Raw genomic sequence first — 16093 nt, 5'->3', positions numbered from 1 at the left:
GGCAGCAATGAGCAGTGTCGAAGAGCAGATACGGGAAATAGAGGACGAACTCAAGAATACACCGTACAACAAGGCGACCTCCAAGCACATCGGCCGCCTCAAGGCGAAACTCGCGAAAATTCGTGACGAAGCGGTAGCCCGGGCCATGGCCTCCGCCGGAGGGGGCGAGGGCTACTCCGTGAAGAAGTCGGGAGACGCCACCGTCGTTCTTGTCGGCTTCCCGTCCGTTGGAAAGAGTACGCTGCTCAACAGGCTCACCGGCTCGGATATAAGCGAAACGGCGTCATATGCCTTCACGACCGTCTCCGTGATCCCGGGCTCGATGGAGCACCGGGGCGCGAAGATCCAGATCCTGGATATCCCCGGCCTGATCGCCGGCGCCGCCATGGGCAAGGGCCGCGGGAAAGAGGTCATCGCGGTCGTGCGGAGCGCCGACCTGATCCTTGTTTTAGTCGACGTCTTCAACGAACAGCATACGGACGTCCTTCTCCGCGAGCTCTACGACGCCGGTATCCGGATCAACAGGCCGAAACCCGATATCACCATTAAAAAGGCCGGATGCGGCGGTATCAGGCTGAACACCGTCGGCGCCGTCGATCTCGACATCGAGGAGATCCGCTCGATCCTCGCGGAGAATAAGATCGTCAACGCGGATGTTCTCATCCGCGACGGGGTCACCCAGGACGACTTCATCGACGCCATGATCGGCAACCGGGTCTACGTCCCCGCGTTCATCGCGGTCAACAAGGTCGACCTGGTGGACGAGAAGACCGGGGCGGAGATAGAGAAAGAACTGGTCGGGCGGTTCGGCGAGCCGCCCATCATGGTCTCGGCGCACAGCGGCTACCGTATCGAAGACCTCAAAGACGCCATATTCGAGAACCTGGGATTCATGCGGGTCTACTTGAAGCCGGTCGGCGGCCCTGCGGATATGGACGAGCCGTTGATCATCCGGAGTCCGGCGACGGTCGAGGACGTCTGCAACCGCCTCCACCGTGACTTCGCGGACAAGTTCAGGTACGCGAAAGTCTGGGGCAACTCGGCCAAGCACAACGCGCAGCGTGTCGGGATCACCCACAAACTCGCGGACGGGGACGTCCTCACCGTCGTCACCCGCCGCTGATCGCTTTTTTCAGGACCGGGAGAGGCGCATCGGTCTTTATGGCCGTTCCCGAGTAGTGTGCGCGGCTTGCCCGGTAACCGAGGGCCTGTAACTGCCCGATGACCGTTCCGATGCCGCCGGGGGAGACCCGCAACGATTTCGCGATGACGTGGTAGTCGTAGTGGCTCGAGGTCTCCAGTTCCTGACGGCAGGTCTCGAGCAGCCGCGCGATTCGCGGCCCTGTTCCGGCCGTGACCGACGGCAATGCCTCCTGCATCGCAGAGAGTGTCCCATCGTCGTTGATCCTCCCCGTCCAGAGGGGGCCGACCGGCACGAGGTCCGCGCCGCAGAGCGGGCACTCCTCCGGTTCAGGGAGCATCCCGGCCTGCTCCGAGCGGTAGAGGCAGTGCGGACACTGCATCACGTAGCCGATCCGCGCAAGCGTCCGGTCGGCCGCCGCCGCCCCGTACCGGAGTTTGAGGTGCAGGCGGTGGAAGTGCTCGTGCGCGTAGCAGAAGAGGGGTTCTACGCCCCGGTCGTACTTGATCACCTCGCGCGCCACAAACCCCATCAGCGTCCGGAGGCCGACCTCGGCATGATACTCGGTGTTCCGGGGACGGGAGAAGTAGCGGCGCATGCCGGCTTTCAGGTGCGCTCCGCAGAGCGGTGCGGTGTCGGTGGCGGTGACGAAGAGGTAGTTCCCGGCGCTCCGGGCTGCGGAATCGACGAACGGCGCCGGTGTCCCGAAGGGGTCGAGGTCGACGGCATCGAACTTTCTCTCGCTCATCAGCGCGTTCGCATCCCCGTGGGTCACCTCGGCGGCGAGACCCAGCGCCTCCACGTTCTGACGGGCGAGATCGACCGCCTTCGCGTTCCGGTCGTTGATCGTCACCGGTATCCCGACTTCGTGAGCCACCCGTAGCCCCCGCACGCCGGACGCCCCCATGGCGTCGAGGTAACTCTCCGGCCTTAGCGCGGCGAGCAGGAGGACGGTGGTATCGCGGTTCAGCTCCATGCGAGAGTTGTAAAAGACCGGGCCGCTTCCCGGCGGGAACTGGAGGTGAGGATCCTGCCTGGGCACAAAAAACCGGGTTTTCCCTTCAGTAACCTCAACAACATCCATGCTTCCGGAAAAGGTGGATGCTCGATACCCTTATACCTTCTCATGAATAATATTTCTATTCCAGTGTATGGGCTTGTGGCCTAGCCAGGATATGGCGTCAGCCTCCTAAGCTGAATACCGGGGGTTCGAATCCCCCCAAGCCCGTCGTTTTTCAAAATGCCGCCCCGGAGAACCTCTGGTTATTTATCTTCCGCCCGAGAACCTAACTCTTCGAGAATGAGCGCTTCCGCCTTCGTCAGGATTACCCGCCCGCACAACGCCGTCGTTGCCGGCCTTACCGCGCTCGTCGGGTACCTCATCGCCACCGGGACGCTCACGCCGCCGTCGCTCCTGCTTGCCGTGGTCGTCGCGCTCATCACCGCCGGCGGGAACGTGATCAACGACGTCTATGACGTCGAGATCGACCGGATCAACCGGCCCAAAAGACCCATACCGGCAGGAGAGATCAGCCCTGCCGGTGCAAAGGCGTACACGGCGGCGCTCTTTGCCGGCGGGCTTCTCGTCGCCACCCTGACGACGCCGCTCTGCCTTGCGTTTGCCCTCGCAAACTCGGTTGTCCTCATCGCATACGCCGTCCGGCTGAAACGGACCCCGCTCCTCGGCAACATGGCCGTCGCCTACCTGACTGCCAGTGTGTTCCTCTTCGGCGGAGCGTTCGCGGGCATCGAGGGGCTCGTCCAGAACCTCTCGCTCGCGGCGATCACGTTCCTTGCGACCATCGCGCGGGAGATCTTGAAGGACGCGGAGGACGTGGACGGAGATGCGGCGGGAGGCGCACGCACCCTTCCGATGATCATCGGTATCCGGCGGACGGGGATGCTCGCGTTCGCCTGCGCCTGCGCCGCCGTGCTCGTGAGCATCCTCCCCTTCGGCGACTGGTGGGGTCTCTTCTATCTCGCCGCCATCGCGGTTGTGGATATCGTCATCCTCGTCGGAGCCTCCCGGGGTCTTAGATGCACGACATCGGACTGTGTCCGGGAGTCCGGGGCGACATCGATCCTGCGGATAGGAATGTTCGCCGCGCTCGCGGTTTTTGCGGTTGCCGCCGTGATATGATCGAACCGTGCCTCTTGAGGCGGACCGGAAGCGCAACTCTTCCGGCCCCCCTCCCGGAGAGCCCGGGTTTACCTTCAACCGGGGCAACTACCCGGCACGGCCTCCCGACATGAGTAATGATAATTTTATCTGGTTACGGATCGAGTTGTTATCCAGGAGATCTTCATGAAAGTTTACCGGCACGGGGACACATACATAGCACCGAAAGGTTCCTTTTTTGACGGAAACGTGAAGATAGATGGGAATTTCATCACCCCTCCGGAGACGCACATCTGGGGCAACGTGATAGTTGCCGGCCGCCTCGAACTCGGGCCGGGCTCAACGGTCGGTGGTTTCATCGAGGCCGAGAGCATCGTCATCGGCCACGACGTCAGGGTAAAAGGGCCGCTCCGGGTCCTGGAGACCGCCACCGTCTGCGACAACGCATGTCTCCATTCTATCCAGGCGGGAGGCAACATCACCCTCCGGCCGGGTGTCAGGGTCGGCGACGTGAACAGTGCCGAGACGATCTTCGTCTACGGCAAGGTCACCAGCGAGCGCCTATTCGGCAGGGCCGTGAAAGTCTACGGCACCTGACGGGGACACGACGCCGAGCAGGGCGGCATCCCTCACCCCGGTCCAGTCCGCTATCGTCTCCACGCACCCGTCTTTCAAGTTCACGACGCCGATGGCGATGATCCCTATCCGATCGGACATATCGATCCCGTCCTTCACCTCCATGAGGCAGCCGACGCCGATGATCGCCCGCGGACGATACTTTTTGACCATCCGCTTTATGAACGTCGAGCCCGGGACGATGAAGACGCGGTACCCGAGATGCTCCAGCCACACGGCGTTCTCCCCGACAGAACAACGGCCGCAGTTCCGGCATTTCAGGCCTTCCGGGGTCAGGTGTGCCGGACACTGGGCCGACCGCAGGCACTGGGGCAGGAAGACCGCCCGCTGCTCCACAGGAGTCTCCGAGAACGCCTTCGTGTTCATGGTGTTCCTGAGCGTTATGAAGAACGTTATGAGATCCTTGTCGTCCAGCCCGAGGAGCTTGCAGAACGCCTTCACGAGCCCCTCCAGGAGGACCATGCCGGGTATCAGGATCCTCGGTAGGTAGAACTTTCCATTGGTGATCGAGGCGGCAGCGATGATTGCGAGGGCTACCGCGGCAAGCAGCATCCCGAGGATGAGGAAGAACGTCATCTCCCCGATGATGGTCATCAGCTGGATCCAGATCTCGGAATCGAAGAAACTCATGGTCAGGCCTCCCTCTCTTTGACAAGCCGGAACGACTCGGCGTACGGAGGTCGGAGCACCCCGATCTCGGTGACGATCGCATCGACGAGGTCGAGCGGGGTGGCGTCGAAGGCGTAGTTGAGCACCTTCACGTCGTCGGGCACGAGCTGCCGGTCACCGCAGTATGCGAGTTCGAAGCGGTCCCGCTCCTCGACGGTGATATCCTTCTCAGTCCGGCCAAGGTCGAACGTGGAGACCGGTGCCGCGACGTAGAACGGGATCCCGTGGTGACGGGCGGCGACGGCGTGCATGTAGGTCCCGATCTTGTTGAAGACCGCATCTTTCGTGATCCGATCCGCACCGACGACGACGAGATCGATCTTTCCCTTCCGCATCAGGTATGCCGCCGACGAATCGGGAATGAGGGTCACGTCGATCCCATCCCGGGCAAGTTCCCAGCAGGTGAGCCTCGACCCCTGGTTCAGCGGCCGGGTCTCGCAGGCGATCACCCGCACGCTCTTTCCGGCCGCGACCGCCGACCGGATCGCTCCGAGCGCCGTTCCCCAGCACCGGCAGGCGAGCGCTCCTGCGTTGCAGTGGGTGAGCACCGTACAATCGGTCGGGAAGAGTTCTTCCCCGAACGCGCCGAGCCTCCGGCAGGTCAGTTCGTCCTCTTCTGCGACGGCGATCGCCTCCGCGACCGCGAGTGCTTTCGCCTCGGCAACCGATGCGGCCATCGCCACCTTTCTTTTCACGCGGTCGATCCCCCATGCAAGGTTCACCGCGGTCGGGCGGGTGCTCCTGAGCAGAGCGGCGGCCCGGCCGATATCGTCGAGGAACCGCCCGAGGTCCTTCTCGGTGCTCCGGACGGCCGCGAGCGCCACGCCCATCGCACCGGCGATCCCGAGCGCCGGTGCTCCCCGGATCTCAAGCCTCCCGATCGCCCGGGCGAGGTCGTCGACGGTTGCGCACCGCATCTGCTCATAACGGTCCGGGAGGAGGGTCTGGTCGATGTAGACGATGCAGTCGGTCTCTGCATCCCACGCGATGGTGTAGGGCTCTTCCCTCGCCGGCATGCTCATCCCACCCTGATCGCGTCGAGATACGCCCGCATCGCCGCCGCCCCGCCCATGGCGACGGAGTCGGGGATATCCCTCGGCGCGGTGGCCGTCCCGGCCACGTAGATCCCGGGCTTCACCGTGAGCACCGGCCCGGTCTTCTGGTCGGCAATGCCGAAGAACCCGGACTCGTCTCTCGGGATACCGAGCATCCGGCCGATATCCTCCGCTCCATCGGCCGGTTCGAGCCCGACGGAGAGCACCACCAGGTCCGGGTGGAACGTCTCCACCTCACGGGTCTCGGTGTTCTCCGCGACCATCATCAGGTGGTCGTTCTCTTCGAGCACTTCGCCCGGGAACCCGCGGACGAACCTGACCCCGAGGCTCCTCGCCCGCTCGTAGTATTCCTCGTAACCCTTGCCGTAAGCCCGGATGTCGTTGTAGAATACGGTGACCTCGATATCGGGGTTCTTCTCCCGGATGAGCATGGCGTTCTTCATCGCGTACATGCAGCAGACCCCGGAGCAGTAGGGGCGGTCGACGGAGAGGTCGCGGGAGCCGACACACTGGACGAACGCTATGCTCCGGGGCGGTTTGCCGTTCGAGAGGCGCCTCAGTTTGCCCCCCGTCGGGCCGCTCGCGTTGATCATCCGCTCGAACTCGAGGCTCGTGATCACGTCGGGGATGACGAGATAGCGCAGTTGTGCCTTATTCCGGGCGTCAAATGTCCGGTATCCGGTAGCGACGACGATGCTCGCCGCCTCTATCTCAAGCAGGCGCTCCTCGTCCTCGCGGAGGATCGCCTCCCTGCCGCAGACGTCGTAGCAGAGGCCGCATTCGATGCAGTGCTCCCGGTCTTTGACGACGATATCGGGGACCGCCTGTGCATGGGGTTTATAGATTGCCTTCCGCACCCCGATGCCGGCGTCGAACCGGTTGTAGACCTCCACAGGGCAGATCCGGATGCAGTCCCCGCACCCGTTGCACTCGTCCTCGATGATGTAGCGGGGGTGCTTTTTGACCCGGACGAGGAAGCTCCCCACCTCTCCCTCGACCGACTCGACCTCGGAGCAGGTGTGGATGGTAATATTCGGGTGCCGGGCCACCTCCACCGTCTTCGGGGAGAGGATGCACATCGAGCAGTCGTTGGTGGGGAACGTCTTGTCGAGCTGGGCCATGTGCCCCCCGATGGTCGGTTCGCGTTCGATGAGGTGGACGTGGATGTTATGGCCGGCAAGGTCGAGCGCTGCCTGGATGCCCGCGACCCCGGCGCCGATGACCACGACGTCAGCCATTTCGGTACCTCCCTGCGAGCTTGACGTATTCGCGCGCGTTGTGGACGATACCCTCCTGCTGCTCGGGCGTCGTCTCCCTGACGGCTTTGCCGGGCACGCCGAGGACCAGCGAGTGCGCCGGGATCTCCTTTCCTTCGGTCACCACGGCACCGGCGCCGATGATGGACCCCTCTCCCACCACCGCGCCGTTCAGGACGACGGCACCCATCCCGACGAGCACCCGGTCACGGATGGTGCAGCCGTGCAGGATGGCGCCGTGGCCGACCGAGACATCCGCCCCGATCCCGACCGGGAACCCGATCGTGGTGTGGACGACGGCGTTGTCCTGGATGTTCGAGCCGGCCCCCACCGTGATTGTATCCCGGTCCCCCCGGACCACGGCGCCGAACCATATGTTCACGTCGTCGGCGAGCGTCACGTCTCCGATGACTGTTGCGTTCTCCGCAATAAAGACACGGTCCCCCACAACCGATCCACTCTCCATAGTACGTCTACTATTGGCGGCGGCGATACAAAATGTTCTCCCTCGAAGGTGAGGAAGGGACGGGGGGGGTTGGTGAGGGATGGGAGGCGACGGTGCGCGGTTTGGGGGTGGGACCTGGGGTTCAGGCAGTAAGTTGGCGCCGGTGCGGCTTGCTCATAGATCGTGCAACCCGTGCACGGCTTTCCACCGGGTATCGCCATGACTGCCCCCGCCCCCTGGGGCGGGGAACGACTGCTGGAACAGCAGGAGTTTGAGCGCCGAAGGTGCGGAGGAGGAGGCCGAAGGCCGGGCGGGGTGGGGGTTGTAGGCGTCAGCTTATGTGGTGGAGACAGGGGAGGGGGGATGCTCCCCCCTTCGCACCTCCGGTGCTCAAGCTCGCTACGCTCGCACTCCCCGTCAGCCCCACCCCAGTCGCGATATCCCCACGGAAGCCGTGCTATGTGTAACCACAAGGAATTGGCAGATTTGAAGGGCAGGAGCACGAGCACCGGAGAACGACGTTCCGGTAGGAACGACTGTCCGAAGGACAGAAGTTCGAGAAACTCGAAGGGTTTCGAGGCGTGAGCGAAAGCGAACGTGAGCACCGGAGGTGCGAGGAACGGAGTTTGAGCACCGGAGGTGCGAGGTGTGCAGTCTCCTGTGGTTCCCCGTCCTTCCACCTGAAATCCTTCGGCCCCTCACCCCCCCAAACACCGATCGCTACCCATAAAACTCCTCGCGGCAAACGCCTCCGAATGAAAGTGATGGTCGGGGGGACGTTCGATCCCCTGCATGCCGGGCACCGGAAACTCCTCGCCCGTTCCTTCGAACTTGCCGGGCCTGATGGGGAGGTGACCATCGGGTTGACGACCGATGAGTTTGCCGGCGTAAAGGTGCACCCCGTCCACTCCTACCGGGAACGGCTGGAAACCATCACGTCTTTTATCCGGGAGCGCGGTTATGCCGCCGCATGGAGGGTCGAGCCGCTCGCCGACCGCTACGGCAGCGCCCTTGACGCGGACTTCGATATCCTCGTCGTCTCCGAGGAGACCTTCCCTGTTGCCGTGGAGATCAACGAACTCCGGCGTGAACGGGGGCGAAGAAAAGTGGACCTCCACGAGATCTCGTGCGTCCTCGCCGAAGACGGCCGGCGGATCTCGAGCACCCGGATCTGCCGGGGGGAGATCGACCGGCAGGGGCGCCTGATCAGATGATGTGGTTTGCGATATCGTCCTTGATCAGCCAGTCGCAGTAGAGGCAGTGCAGCCCTTTTGGAAGCACCTCGAACGTGCTCTCCACCGGCTCGTTCGTGTTCGTGATGCAGCCGGGGTTCGGGCACCTGACCACGCCCCTGAGGACCTCCGGGATCTCCACGCCTTTCTTCTCCACGACCTTGTATTCCCGGATGATGTTGATCTTTGCCTGCGGCGCAAGCAGGGCGATCCGGTCGACCTCCTCCGTGCGGAGTTCCCGGTTCTCTATCTTGACGATATCCTTCTTCCCCATCCGTTTGCTCTCGACGTTCGTCGCGATGCTCAGGCACTCGGGGGTCGATCCGGTGATGCCGAGTATCCGCAGGACGTTCAGGGCCTCGCCGGCCGTGATATGGTCGATGACGGTGCCGTTCCTGATAGGGCTGACGAGCAGTCCTCGTGACGGGTCTTTGGTGCTCATTTCATCACCTCGTGGAGGAGCGCCATCCTGATGGGCACGCCGTTCCTCGCCTGCTCGAAGTAGCGCGCATACGGCGTGCGGTCCACCGCCGGGTCGATCTCCCCGGCGCGCGGGAGCGGGTGGAGGATCATCAGGCGCTCTTTCACGCCGTCGAGCAGGTCGGGCGTGATCCGGTAACTTGACGCGACGTTGTAGTACGACGCCGAGTCCGGGAACCGTTCGCGCTGGATCCTCGTCACGTAGAGGACGTCGAGTTCCCGGATCGCCTCTTCGACGTTCGCGTGCTCGACGACCTCCATGCCGCGCTCCCGGAGTTCGAGGGCGATGTTCGCCGGCATCTCGAGCCCCCCGGGCGCGATCGTGTGCAGGGTGACGCCGTAGAGGGAGAGGGCGAGCGCCAGCGAATGCGCGGTCCTGCCGTAGCGGAGATCCCCGAGAAGCCCGACGTTGGTCCCGTCGATCGGTATCGATTGCCTGATGGTGTAAAGGTCGAGCAGCGTCTGGCTCGGGTGCTGCCCCGCGCCGTCGCCGGCGTTGATGACCGGCACCGAGGCGAATTCGCTCGCCAGCCGGGCCGCCCCCTCCTTTGGGTGGCGGAGCACGATGGCATCCGCGTAGCCGCTCACCACCCGGATGGTGTCGGCGAGCGTCTCTCCTTTGACGATGGAGCTTGCCTCCACGGAGTCGACGCCGATCGACCGCCCGCCGAGCCGTGCCATGGCCGTCGCAAACGACATCCTTGTTCTGGTGCTGGGCTCAAAGAAGAGAAGGGCCACGAGTTTATCGTCAAGCATCGCCGGCCGATACTCGCCGGTATCGAACTCCCGTGCCCGGTCCAGCAGGTAATCGAGATCGCTCCTTTCAAAATCGCGGATAGAGATAATGTGGTACATCGTGCGGCTACCTTCCGGGGTTTTTAATCAGGCGTGCGGGCGCCCGGATCATTCCGCCCCTCTTCTCTCCTGAATAATGATTCACCTCGCACCCACTAAATACCTTTTTTCCGGGTGCGTGCCCTACCCCCATGACAACCTTTGTCACCTCCGCCCGCCCCATACTATTTCAGGAGGAGAATCATGTCCGAGGAGAAAGAAGAGTATGCTCCCGAAGTCTGCTGTCACTGCGGGGGGCTTGGATGTTTATACTGCAACAAAAAGGGTACCGTGATGGTACCGCAGCCCTCGCAGAAGTGCAGGCACTGCGACGGGGACTGCTGCATCTACTGCGGTTACACCGGGTGGGAGCGCCCGCTGAAGGAATACTAACTCTCTATTTTCGCGCGATCGTGACGTAGCCGCTGTGGCCGACCCTGGTTGACGGGCGCGTCCCCCGGGCGGAGCGCGTCAGTTCCCGTTCCATGCACTCGTAGCAGTGGACGTCGCGGAAGAGCGGCCCTGCGGTATCGAGCGCGACGAACGTATGCTCGAGGAACGGCGTGTAGCAGGAGAGATAGCCGCCGGGAGAAAGGAGCGAGAAGGCGTGCTCCACGTGCGCCGGCGTTATCGTCAGGTCGAGGTGGACGACGTCGAACTCGCCGGTCGCCTCGAGCATATCGGCCGCGACCACCTCGACGTTCTCGAGGCGGGCGTTTCTGATGTTCTTCTCCGCAAGTCTGGCGAACTCCGGGCGCACCTCGTAGGTCTTCACCTCGCGGGCGATATTCCCGAAGTAGATCGCGGCGACGCCGCTCCCGGTCCCGGCGTCGAGGACACGGTCCTCGCGGTTCATGCCCGTGTAGGCGATCACCATCCCGATGTCTTTCGGGAGCATGGGCGCCCCGCTCCTTTTTGCGTGGACAAAGAAGTCGGTCGGCCGGGGGCGAAGGACGGTGAACGGGACGTCGAGGTGGGTCCTGATCTCGTCCCCGGACTTCATGCCCGCGAGCGCCGTAAGATCGATCATCCCCCGGTCGGTGGAGAACTGCCCCTCGCCTGCCTTCACGAAGTACTCGCGCTTCTCCCCGACGAGCAGGAGGCGTTCGCCAATCTCGATCATTGCTGCGCGAGTTTCAGGATCGCTTCGGCGATGTCGCCACGGGTCTCGACGAGCGCCGCCCTCGCGGCCTCCTCGGTTGCCCCGGCCTGCGATGCGACGAGGGCGACGTCGTCGTCGGGGATCTCCGGGACCGCCTCCTCGAACCGGGCCTCTCCCGTGAGCTGGTAACTGGTGACTCCCTGCATGGTGGTAGCGACGACCTGGGCATCGTCAAAGACGTAGTTCCCCGCGGGCGTATAGATGACAACCTTCTCCACGCCCTCGATCTCCTCCATCTCCATGCCCATCTGCTTCATCATCTGCTTCATCTTTTTCGGGTTTACTTTTCCTGGAAACATTCGGATCCTCTCCCCTGCCGTACTTTTACCGCTACACCGTAATTAAATGCCAGCATCTCCCGTCCGGAGAGCAAAGCCGCCCCGGTGGCGAGGAGCACGTCGTCGCCGGTCACCACCAGCACTTCATCCCCTGCACGGATGCCCTCGTCGGCGGCGACGACGTGTTTTGCCATCGCGTTCTTCCCGTCCGCAACGAACGGGGCCACATCCTCCTGCACCGTCACCCGGTAGGCCGGGGGGGCAAGATGGGCGGCGAGGCGTGCCGCTCCGACGATCCCGAGGGTCAGGCGGCCGTCCTGTGCGCGAACGGTCGCAAGCCTCTCCTTTCCGATGCGCACCTGGCGGATACGCCCCGTCGTCGAGAACTGGAAGGTGCATTCATCGGGAAATATCGCAACTCCCGCCCCGGCGCCGAACTGGAAGTCAGCTATTGTCCGGATCCGCCGAAGCGAACTGTCGTTTGAGTATTCGGTTGACACTATCAACAAACTCCTCTTCTTTATCGTGGGGGATAAACGCCCCGGCCGCGATCCGGTGCCCGCCGCCTGCGCCGCCCACCTCTGCCGACGCCTCGACGAGCGCCTCCTGGAGGTCGACCCCCCGGGCGAGCGCCCACTCGTTCGTCCGCATCGAGACCTTGGTGACCTCCGGTTCGTCCACCATCGCGCTCAGCACCATCATCGGTTTCTTCCAGTTCAGTTTGGAGAGCGCCATGCCCGCCCCGATCCCGACGATGGTGTCGGGGAACCGGTCGCCGGTGTGGATGTACTGGAGGTGGGATAACTCGGTCACCCCGGCTTCAAGGATGTACTGGAGCAGGTCGCGGATGACCGTCCGGTGATGGGCGAGCATGTGCTCCGCGTCGCGGTAGGCGTCTCCGCGGTCCCCGCGGCAGATGCTGCCCCCGATCCGGGGCTTCGCCCACCGGCCGCAGGCATTGAGCAGGGTGGCGTACTCGGAGGCGTTCCGGAGCGGCGTCCGCTCCGGCTCGTCGGGGAAGGTGTAGGTCTCGGCGAGCAGGCGGTCGGTCTCCCTCCCGTGTGCGATGAGCTGCTGGGCAAGGGCGCTGATGATCTTTCGCCGGTCCTCGAACGGGAGTTCCTCCCAGACGAGCCAGCCGCCCCGGGGCGTCTTCAGCTCGACACCGAGCCGCTCGAGGAACCTGAGCGCGCCGCTCGTGCTGTTCGAGATCCCGTCGATGTAGGGGTCGTCGCAGTAGCCGAGGCAGACGTGGACCGGGCGGGTAGACGTGCCGTAGCAGTTCAAGTCCGGTTTCTGCACGACGATGTTGCCGTACTCCACGCCGTCCTGGACGATCTCGCGCGCCGGGCCGACCAGCCCGCAGTTCTCCCGGGCCATCATGTCCCCGACGTTCCCGACCACGGCGAGTTTGGCGAGATCGGTGCCTGTCGGGTCGATCGCCTTTGCAACCAGGTAGGCGAGCCCGGCGGCGCTCATCCGGGTGAACCCGTGGTCCAGGCAGTTCACCTGGGGGTAGGCCGTGCCGCAGGGCTGGCCGACGTGGTGATCGAGGATCAGGACCTCGTCCGCACAGAGGCCGTGATCCTCAAGGAGGTTCTGCTGGCCGGCCCCGAGGTCGGTGAAGAGTTTTAGCGAGTCGTCTTTTTGGACGTGGCGCATCGCCATCGGCTCGAGCTGGCGGACGAAGACCGAGTCTACGGCCATGCCCTCCCGGGTGAGCGCCTGCGAGAGGATAGCCTCCGTGCTGATGCCGTCGGCGTCGATGTGGGAGATGATCGTCACCGACTCCGCATTGCAGATGATATCTGCCGCTCTCCGCACATCGTTATCGAGGCTCATCTCCATAGTAGTGCGTCGTGAGTGTCAATAAATCCATGCGAGCACGGAACTACATCATTGTCCGGCATCTCAAGCTCCGGCTCGAAGCCTGATGGCTTCTCAAGCTCCCGGACGTTGTCCGTCGCACCCTTCGGCCCGTCGCACTCGAAAACGCGAAGCGTTTTCTCACGCTCCGGACGTACCGTCCGTCGCATTCGAAAAACTATCTAAGAAAGAAACGCCAAGCACCGATCATACAACACCCCTGGAGGGGCGGTACATGACGACAAACGATATGCGGGAGTTTCTGGAGACCGGCGTGATCGACGCCGGCCGGATGCGGGCGGTCGAGGGGAACGCCGTCGCGCTCGGCCACCCGTCGCTTTCGATGATGGAGAGCGCCGGGCGGGCGGTTGCGGATGCCGTCCTCGCCCGCGGCGTCTCCCGCGTCCTCGTCCTCTGCGGGAGGGGGAACAACGGCGGCGACGGGATGGTGGCGGCCCGCTACCTCCGGCACCTTGATTCGGTCGACGTCGTCTACCCCGACTGCGGTTCGACGACCTCCTCGGCCGCCGCCCAGGCCTCCCTCCTCCGGCACTGCTCCGTCGCCCTCCACCCGATCCGGTGCGCCGCCGACGTCGAGGCGCTCTCCTGCCTGTTTGGCGAAGCAGACATCATCGTCGATGCGATGCTCGGCACCGGGGCCTCGGGCGCGGTGCGGGAGCCGCTTGCGACCCTCGTCGCCCGGGCGAATGGAAGCGGCGCGCCGGTCGTCGCCGTCGATATCCCCACCCCCGGCATCCGGGCGAGCCGGGTCATATCGTTCCACCGGCCCAAGGTGGAGGGCGCGGACGTCGTTGATATCGGTATCCCGCTCGAAGCGGAGATATTCACCGGCCCCGGCGACCTTGCGCTCGTCCCGGCCCGGGCATCCGGAGCCCACAAGGGCGCCGGCGGCGAGGTGCTCGTCGTCGGAGGCGGGCCCTACCAGGGGGCCCCCTACATCGCGGCGATGGGAGCGCTTCGTGCCGGCGCCGATATCGTGCGGATCGCCTCCCCCGCGTACATCCCCATGCCCGACCTGATCTACGAGCGCCTGGAGGGGGGCGCGATCACGGCCGACCACCTGGAGACGATTCTTTCGCTCGTCGACCGGGCGGACGTGGTCGTCTGCGGGATGGGCCTCGGGAAGGAGAGCCACGGCGTCGTGCTTGCCGTCGCGGAGGCGGCGAGGAGGGCGGTCTTTGATGCCGATGCGCTCTCCCGCCCCCTGCCGGTGGCGAAAGAGACGATCTACACCCCGCACGCGGGCGAGTTCGCCCGGATGATCGGAGCGGAACCCCCGGCGGATCTTGCGGCGCGCGGGCGGTGCGTGAAGGCCGCCGCAACGGCGGGGACCATCCTGCTCAAGGGCCCGGTCGACGTCGTATCCGATGGGAGAAGGGTCAGGTTCAACCGGACCGGAACCCCCGCCATGACCGTCGGGGGGACGGGCGACCTGCTCGCCGGCGTCACGGGGGCGCTCTTCTGCCATCTCCCCGCGTTCGAGGCCGCCTGCATCGCCGCGTATGTAAATGGCAGGGCCGGCATGCGTGCCGCGGAGGAACGGGGGAACGGAATGCTCGCCACCGATATGCCGGACTACATTCCGCAGGAACTCTTCCGGCGCTCCGCGCCGGAGTGACCTGCCCGAAGACGCCCTCTTTTATCCCGACAGAAACAGAAGATCTTCTGCGATACACATGAACGAGTCCGGCGAACACGGCAAGACCCCGGTCTTCACCCACATCGAGAATGATCGCGCGCAGATGGTGGACGTCTCGGCAAAGCCCGAGGTCGTCCGGGAAGCGGTTGCGAGCGGCAGGATCTACCTCCGGAGCGAAACCCTCCGGGCCATCCGGGAGGGAACCGCGGTCAAGGGCAACGTCCTCGCGACGGCACGGGTGGCGGCAACCCTCGCGGTGAAAGAGACGCCGCGCATCATCCCCATGTGCCACCCCATACCCCTCGGTGGGATCACCGTCGATTTCGAGGAGGGCGACGGCTACATCGAGGCGACCGCCCGCGTGAAGTCCTACGGCAAGACGGGCGTCGAGATGGAAGCGCTCACCGGCGTCTCCGTTGCCCTTCTCACCGTCTGGGACATGGTCAAGTCGGCAGAGAAGGACGAGAACGGACAGTATCCCGTCACCCGGATGGATGCCATCCGGGTCGTGGAGAAGCGCAAGGGTGTCTAGGTCCTCCTGCGGCCCCGGGGCCGGCAAAAGGAATCCTTTATTAGCGCTCTCGTCAACCTGTTAGGAACCACGGGATACGTCCCGGAAAGGAATGTGGCGGAAACGCTGAACCTGAGGTGATTTAAAAAATGGCAAAGTCAATGTATGCCTACGTTCGCGAGGCATGGAAGCGGCCTGATCGGTCCGAGGTGAAAGGCCTCCTCTGGGAGCGTCTCCAGACGTGGCGGCGCGAGGGAAGTATCGTACGCGTGGAGCACCCGACCCGGATCGACCGGGCCCGCTCGCTCGGGTACAAGGCCAAGCAGGGAATCGTCGTCGTGCGGGTCAAGATCCGCCGCGGTGGCCGGAGGAAGCCCCGCTACATCCGCGGGCGCAGGTCCGCACGCATGGGCATGCGCCGGATGACCCCGGCAAAGAGCCTGCAGCGCATGGCCGAAGAGCGTGCGTCCCGCAAGTTCCCGAACATGGAGGCTCTGAACTCCTACTGGGTCGGAGAGGACGGACGGTCCAGGTGGTTTGAGGTTATCCTGGTCGACGGTCACCACCCGTCGATCCGGAGCGACCGCAACCTCGCATGGCTGGCCGATCCGGTTCACCGGGGCCGGGCAGAGCGCGGCAAGACCTCTGCCGGCATGAAGGGGCGCGGGATGCGGACGCGCGGACGTGGAACCGAGAAGACACGCCCGAGCCTTCGTTCCCATGCGAACCGCGGCAAATAAATATTTCTT

Annotated in this window: 19 protein-coding genes and 1 tRNA gene; 9 read left to right on the top strand and 11 right to left on the bottom strand. The window is 64.2% G+C overall.

Annotated elements, in window-relative coordinates:
- Positions 1–7 precede the first annotated feature (7 nt).
- The gene (locus DIC75_RS07690; protein ID WP_250987443.1) at positions 8–1123 is read left to right on the top strand and encodes an OBG GTPase family GTP-binding protein; all 1116 of its coding nucleotides are present in this window, start codon (positions 8–10) and stop codon (positions 1121–1123) included.
- On the opposite strand, the gene DIC75_RS07685 is transcribed toward DIC75_RS07690, so the two are convergent.
- Complete coding sequence (locus tag DIC75_RS07685) at positions 1110–2225, bottom strand: tRNA (guanine(10)-N(2))-dimethyltransferase (protein WP_250987442.1); 1116 nt, start codon at positions 2223–2225, stop codon at positions 1110–1112. The two genes, DIC75_RS07690 and DIC75_RS07685, sit on opposite strands and share 14 nt — an antisense overlap.
- A 69-nt stretch (positions 2226–2294) precedes the next feature.
- Here DIC75_RS07685 and DIC75_RS07680 point away from each other — a divergent pair.
- From DIC75_RS07680 to DIC75_RS07670, 3 genes are all read left to right on the top strand, one after another.
- Positions 2295–2369, top strand: a tRNA-Arg gene (locus DIC75_RS07680).
- 72 nt (positions 2370–2441) lie between these two features.
- A complete protein-coding gene (locus tag DIC75_RS07675) occupies positions 2442–3281 on the top strand; it encodes a geranylgeranylglycerol-phosphate geranylgeranyltransferase (protein WP_250987441.1) in 840 nt (279 codons plus the stop codon).
- Between the two features lie 165 nt (positions 3282–3446).
- Entirely contained in the window at positions 3447–3857 is a 411-nt protein-coding gene (locus tag DIC75_RS07670) for a bactofilin family protein (protein ID WP_250987440.1), read from the top strand.
- Here DIC75_RS07670 and DIC75_RS07665 read toward each other — a convergent pair.
- Genes DIC75_RS07665 through DIC75_RS07650 form a run of 4 tightly spaced genes read right to left on the bottom strand, consistent with a single transcriptional unit; the run spans position 3822 to position 7342 of the window.
- On the bottom strand, positions 3822–4526 hold the full coding sequence (locus tag DIC75_RS07665) for a DUF116 domain-containing protein (protein ID WP_250987439.1): 705 nt from the start codon (positions 4524–4526) through the stop codon (positions 3822–3824). The genes DIC75_RS07670 and DIC75_RS07665 overlap by 36 nt on opposite strands.
- A 2-nt stretch (positions 4527–4528) precedes the next feature.
- The gene (gene mtnA, locus DIC75_RS07660) at positions 4529–5581 is read right to left on the bottom strand and encodes an S-methyl-5-thioribose-1-phosphate isomerase (protein WP_250987438.1); all 1053 of its coding nucleotides are present in this window, start codon (positions 5579–5581) and stop codon (positions 4529–4531) included.
- A gap of 2 nt (positions 5582–5583) precedes the next feature.
- Positions 5584–6858 (bottom strand): CoB--CoM heterodisulfide reductase iron-sulfur subunit A family protein, encoded by a 1275-nt coding sequence (locus DIC75_RS07655; RefSeq protein ID WP_250987437.1) that lies wholly within the window; start codon positions 6856–6858, stop codon positions 5584–5586.
- A complete protein-coding gene (locus tag DIC75_RS07650; protein WP_250987436.1) occupies positions 6851–7342 on the bottom strand; it encodes a gamma carbonic anhydrase family protein in 492 nt (163 codons plus the stop codon). Before DIC75_RS07650 ends, DIC75_RS07655 begins: the two co-directional genes overlap by 8 nt.
- Before the next feature lie 734 nt (positions 7343–8076).
- On the opposite strand from DIC75_RS07650, the gene DIC75_RS07645 reads away from it, so the two are divergent.
- A complete protein-coding gene (locus DIC75_RS07645; protein ID WP_250987435.1) occupies positions 8077–8535 on the top strand; it encodes a phosphopantetheine adenylyltransferase in 459 nt (152 codons plus the stop codon).
- On the opposite strand, the gene pyrI is transcribed toward DIC75_RS07645, so the two are convergent.
- Together pyrI and pyrB are read right to left on the bottom strand one after the other, a co-directional pair.
- Positions 8528–8995, bottom strand: coding sequence for an aspartate carbamoyltransferase regulatory subunit (gene pyrI / locus DIC75_RS07640; protein WP_250987434.1), 468 nt, complete (start codon positions 8993–8995; stop codon positions 8528–8530). The two genes, DIC75_RS07645 and pyrI, sit on opposite strands and share 8 nt — an antisense overlap.
- Positions 8992–9888 (bottom strand): aspartate carbamoyltransferase, encoded by an 897-nt coding sequence (gene pyrB, locus DIC75_RS07635; protein WP_250987433.1) that lies wholly within the window; start codon positions 9886–9888, stop codon positions 8992–8994. Before pyrB ends, pyrI begins: the two co-directional genes overlap by 4 nt.
- Before the next feature lie 183 nt (positions 9889–10071).
- Between pyrB and DIC75_RS07630 the strand changes: the two genes are divergently transcribed.
- On the top strand, positions 10072–10260 hold the full coding sequence (locus DIC75_RS07630; RefSeq protein WP_250987432.1) for a hypothetical protein: 189 nt from the start codon (positions 10072–10074) through the stop codon (positions 10258–10260).
- Positions 10261–10264: 4 nt separating this feature from the next.
- Here DIC75_RS07630 and DIC75_RS07625 read toward each other — a convergent pair whose 3' ends face one another.
- Genes DIC75_RS07625 through recJ form a run of 4 tightly spaced genes read right to left on the bottom strand, consistent with a single transcriptional unit; the run spans position 10265 to position 13149 of the window.
- Positions 10265–10990 (bottom strand): methyltransferase domain-containing protein, encoded by a 726-nt coding sequence (locus tag DIC75_RS07625; RefSeq protein WP_250987431.1) that lies wholly within the window; start codon positions 10988–10990, stop codon positions 10265–10267.
- The gene (locus DIC75_RS07620) at positions 10987–11328 is read right to left on the bottom strand and encodes a nascent polypeptide-associated complex protein (protein WP_250987430.1); all 342 of its coding nucleotides are present in this window, start codon (positions 11326–11328) and stop codon (positions 10987–10989) included. Before DIC75_RS07620 ends, DIC75_RS07625 begins: the two co-directional genes overlap by 4 nt.
- Positions 11310–11807, bottom strand: coding sequence for a PUA domain-containing protein (locus DIC75_RS07615; protein ID WP_250987429.1), 498 nt, complete (start codon positions 11805–11807; stop codon positions 11310–11312). Before DIC75_RS07615 ends, DIC75_RS07620 begins: the two co-directional genes overlap by 19 nt.
- Positions 11752–13149, bottom strand: a complete 1398-nt coding sequence (gene recJ, locus DIC75_RS07610) for a RecJ family nuclease (RefSeq protein WP_250987428.1) — start codon at positions 13147–13149, stop codon at positions 11752–11754. The genes DIC75_RS07615 and recJ overlap by 56 nt, the downstream gene beginning before the upstream one ends.
- A gap of 259 nt (positions 13150–13408) precedes the next feature.
- Here recJ and DIC75_RS07605 point away from each other — a divergent pair, with 259 nt between their 5' ends.
- From DIC75_RS07605 to DIC75_RS07595, 3 genes are all read left to right on the top strand, one after another.
- Entirely contained in the window at positions 13409–14812 is a 1404-nt protein-coding gene (locus DIC75_RS07605; RefSeq protein ID WP_250987427.1) for an NAD(P)H-hydrate dehydratase, read from the top strand.
- 58 nt (positions 14813–14870) lie between these two features.
- On the top strand, positions 14871–15365 hold the full coding sequence (gene moaC / locus DIC75_RS07600) for a cyclic pyranopterin monophosphate synthase MoaC (protein WP_250987426.1): 495 nt from the start codon (positions 14871–14873) through the stop codon (positions 15363–15365).
- A 128-nt stretch (positions 15366–15493) separates the two neighbouring features.
- A complete protein-coding gene (locus DIC75_RS07595; protein ID WP_250987425.1) occupies positions 15494–16084 on the top strand; it encodes a 50S ribosomal protein L15e in 591 nt (196 codons plus the stop codon).
- Positions 16085–16093 lie beyond the last annotated feature (9 nt).

Origin of the sequence: Methanoculleus oceani, assembly GCF_023702065.1 — an archaeon.
In the GTDB taxonomy this organism is placed as follows: domain Archaea; phylum Halobacteriota; class Methanomicrobia; order Methanomicrobiales; family Methanoculleaceae; genus Methanoculleus; species Methanoculleus oceani.
This window is presented reverse-complemented; position numbering and strand designations above follow the sequence as displayed.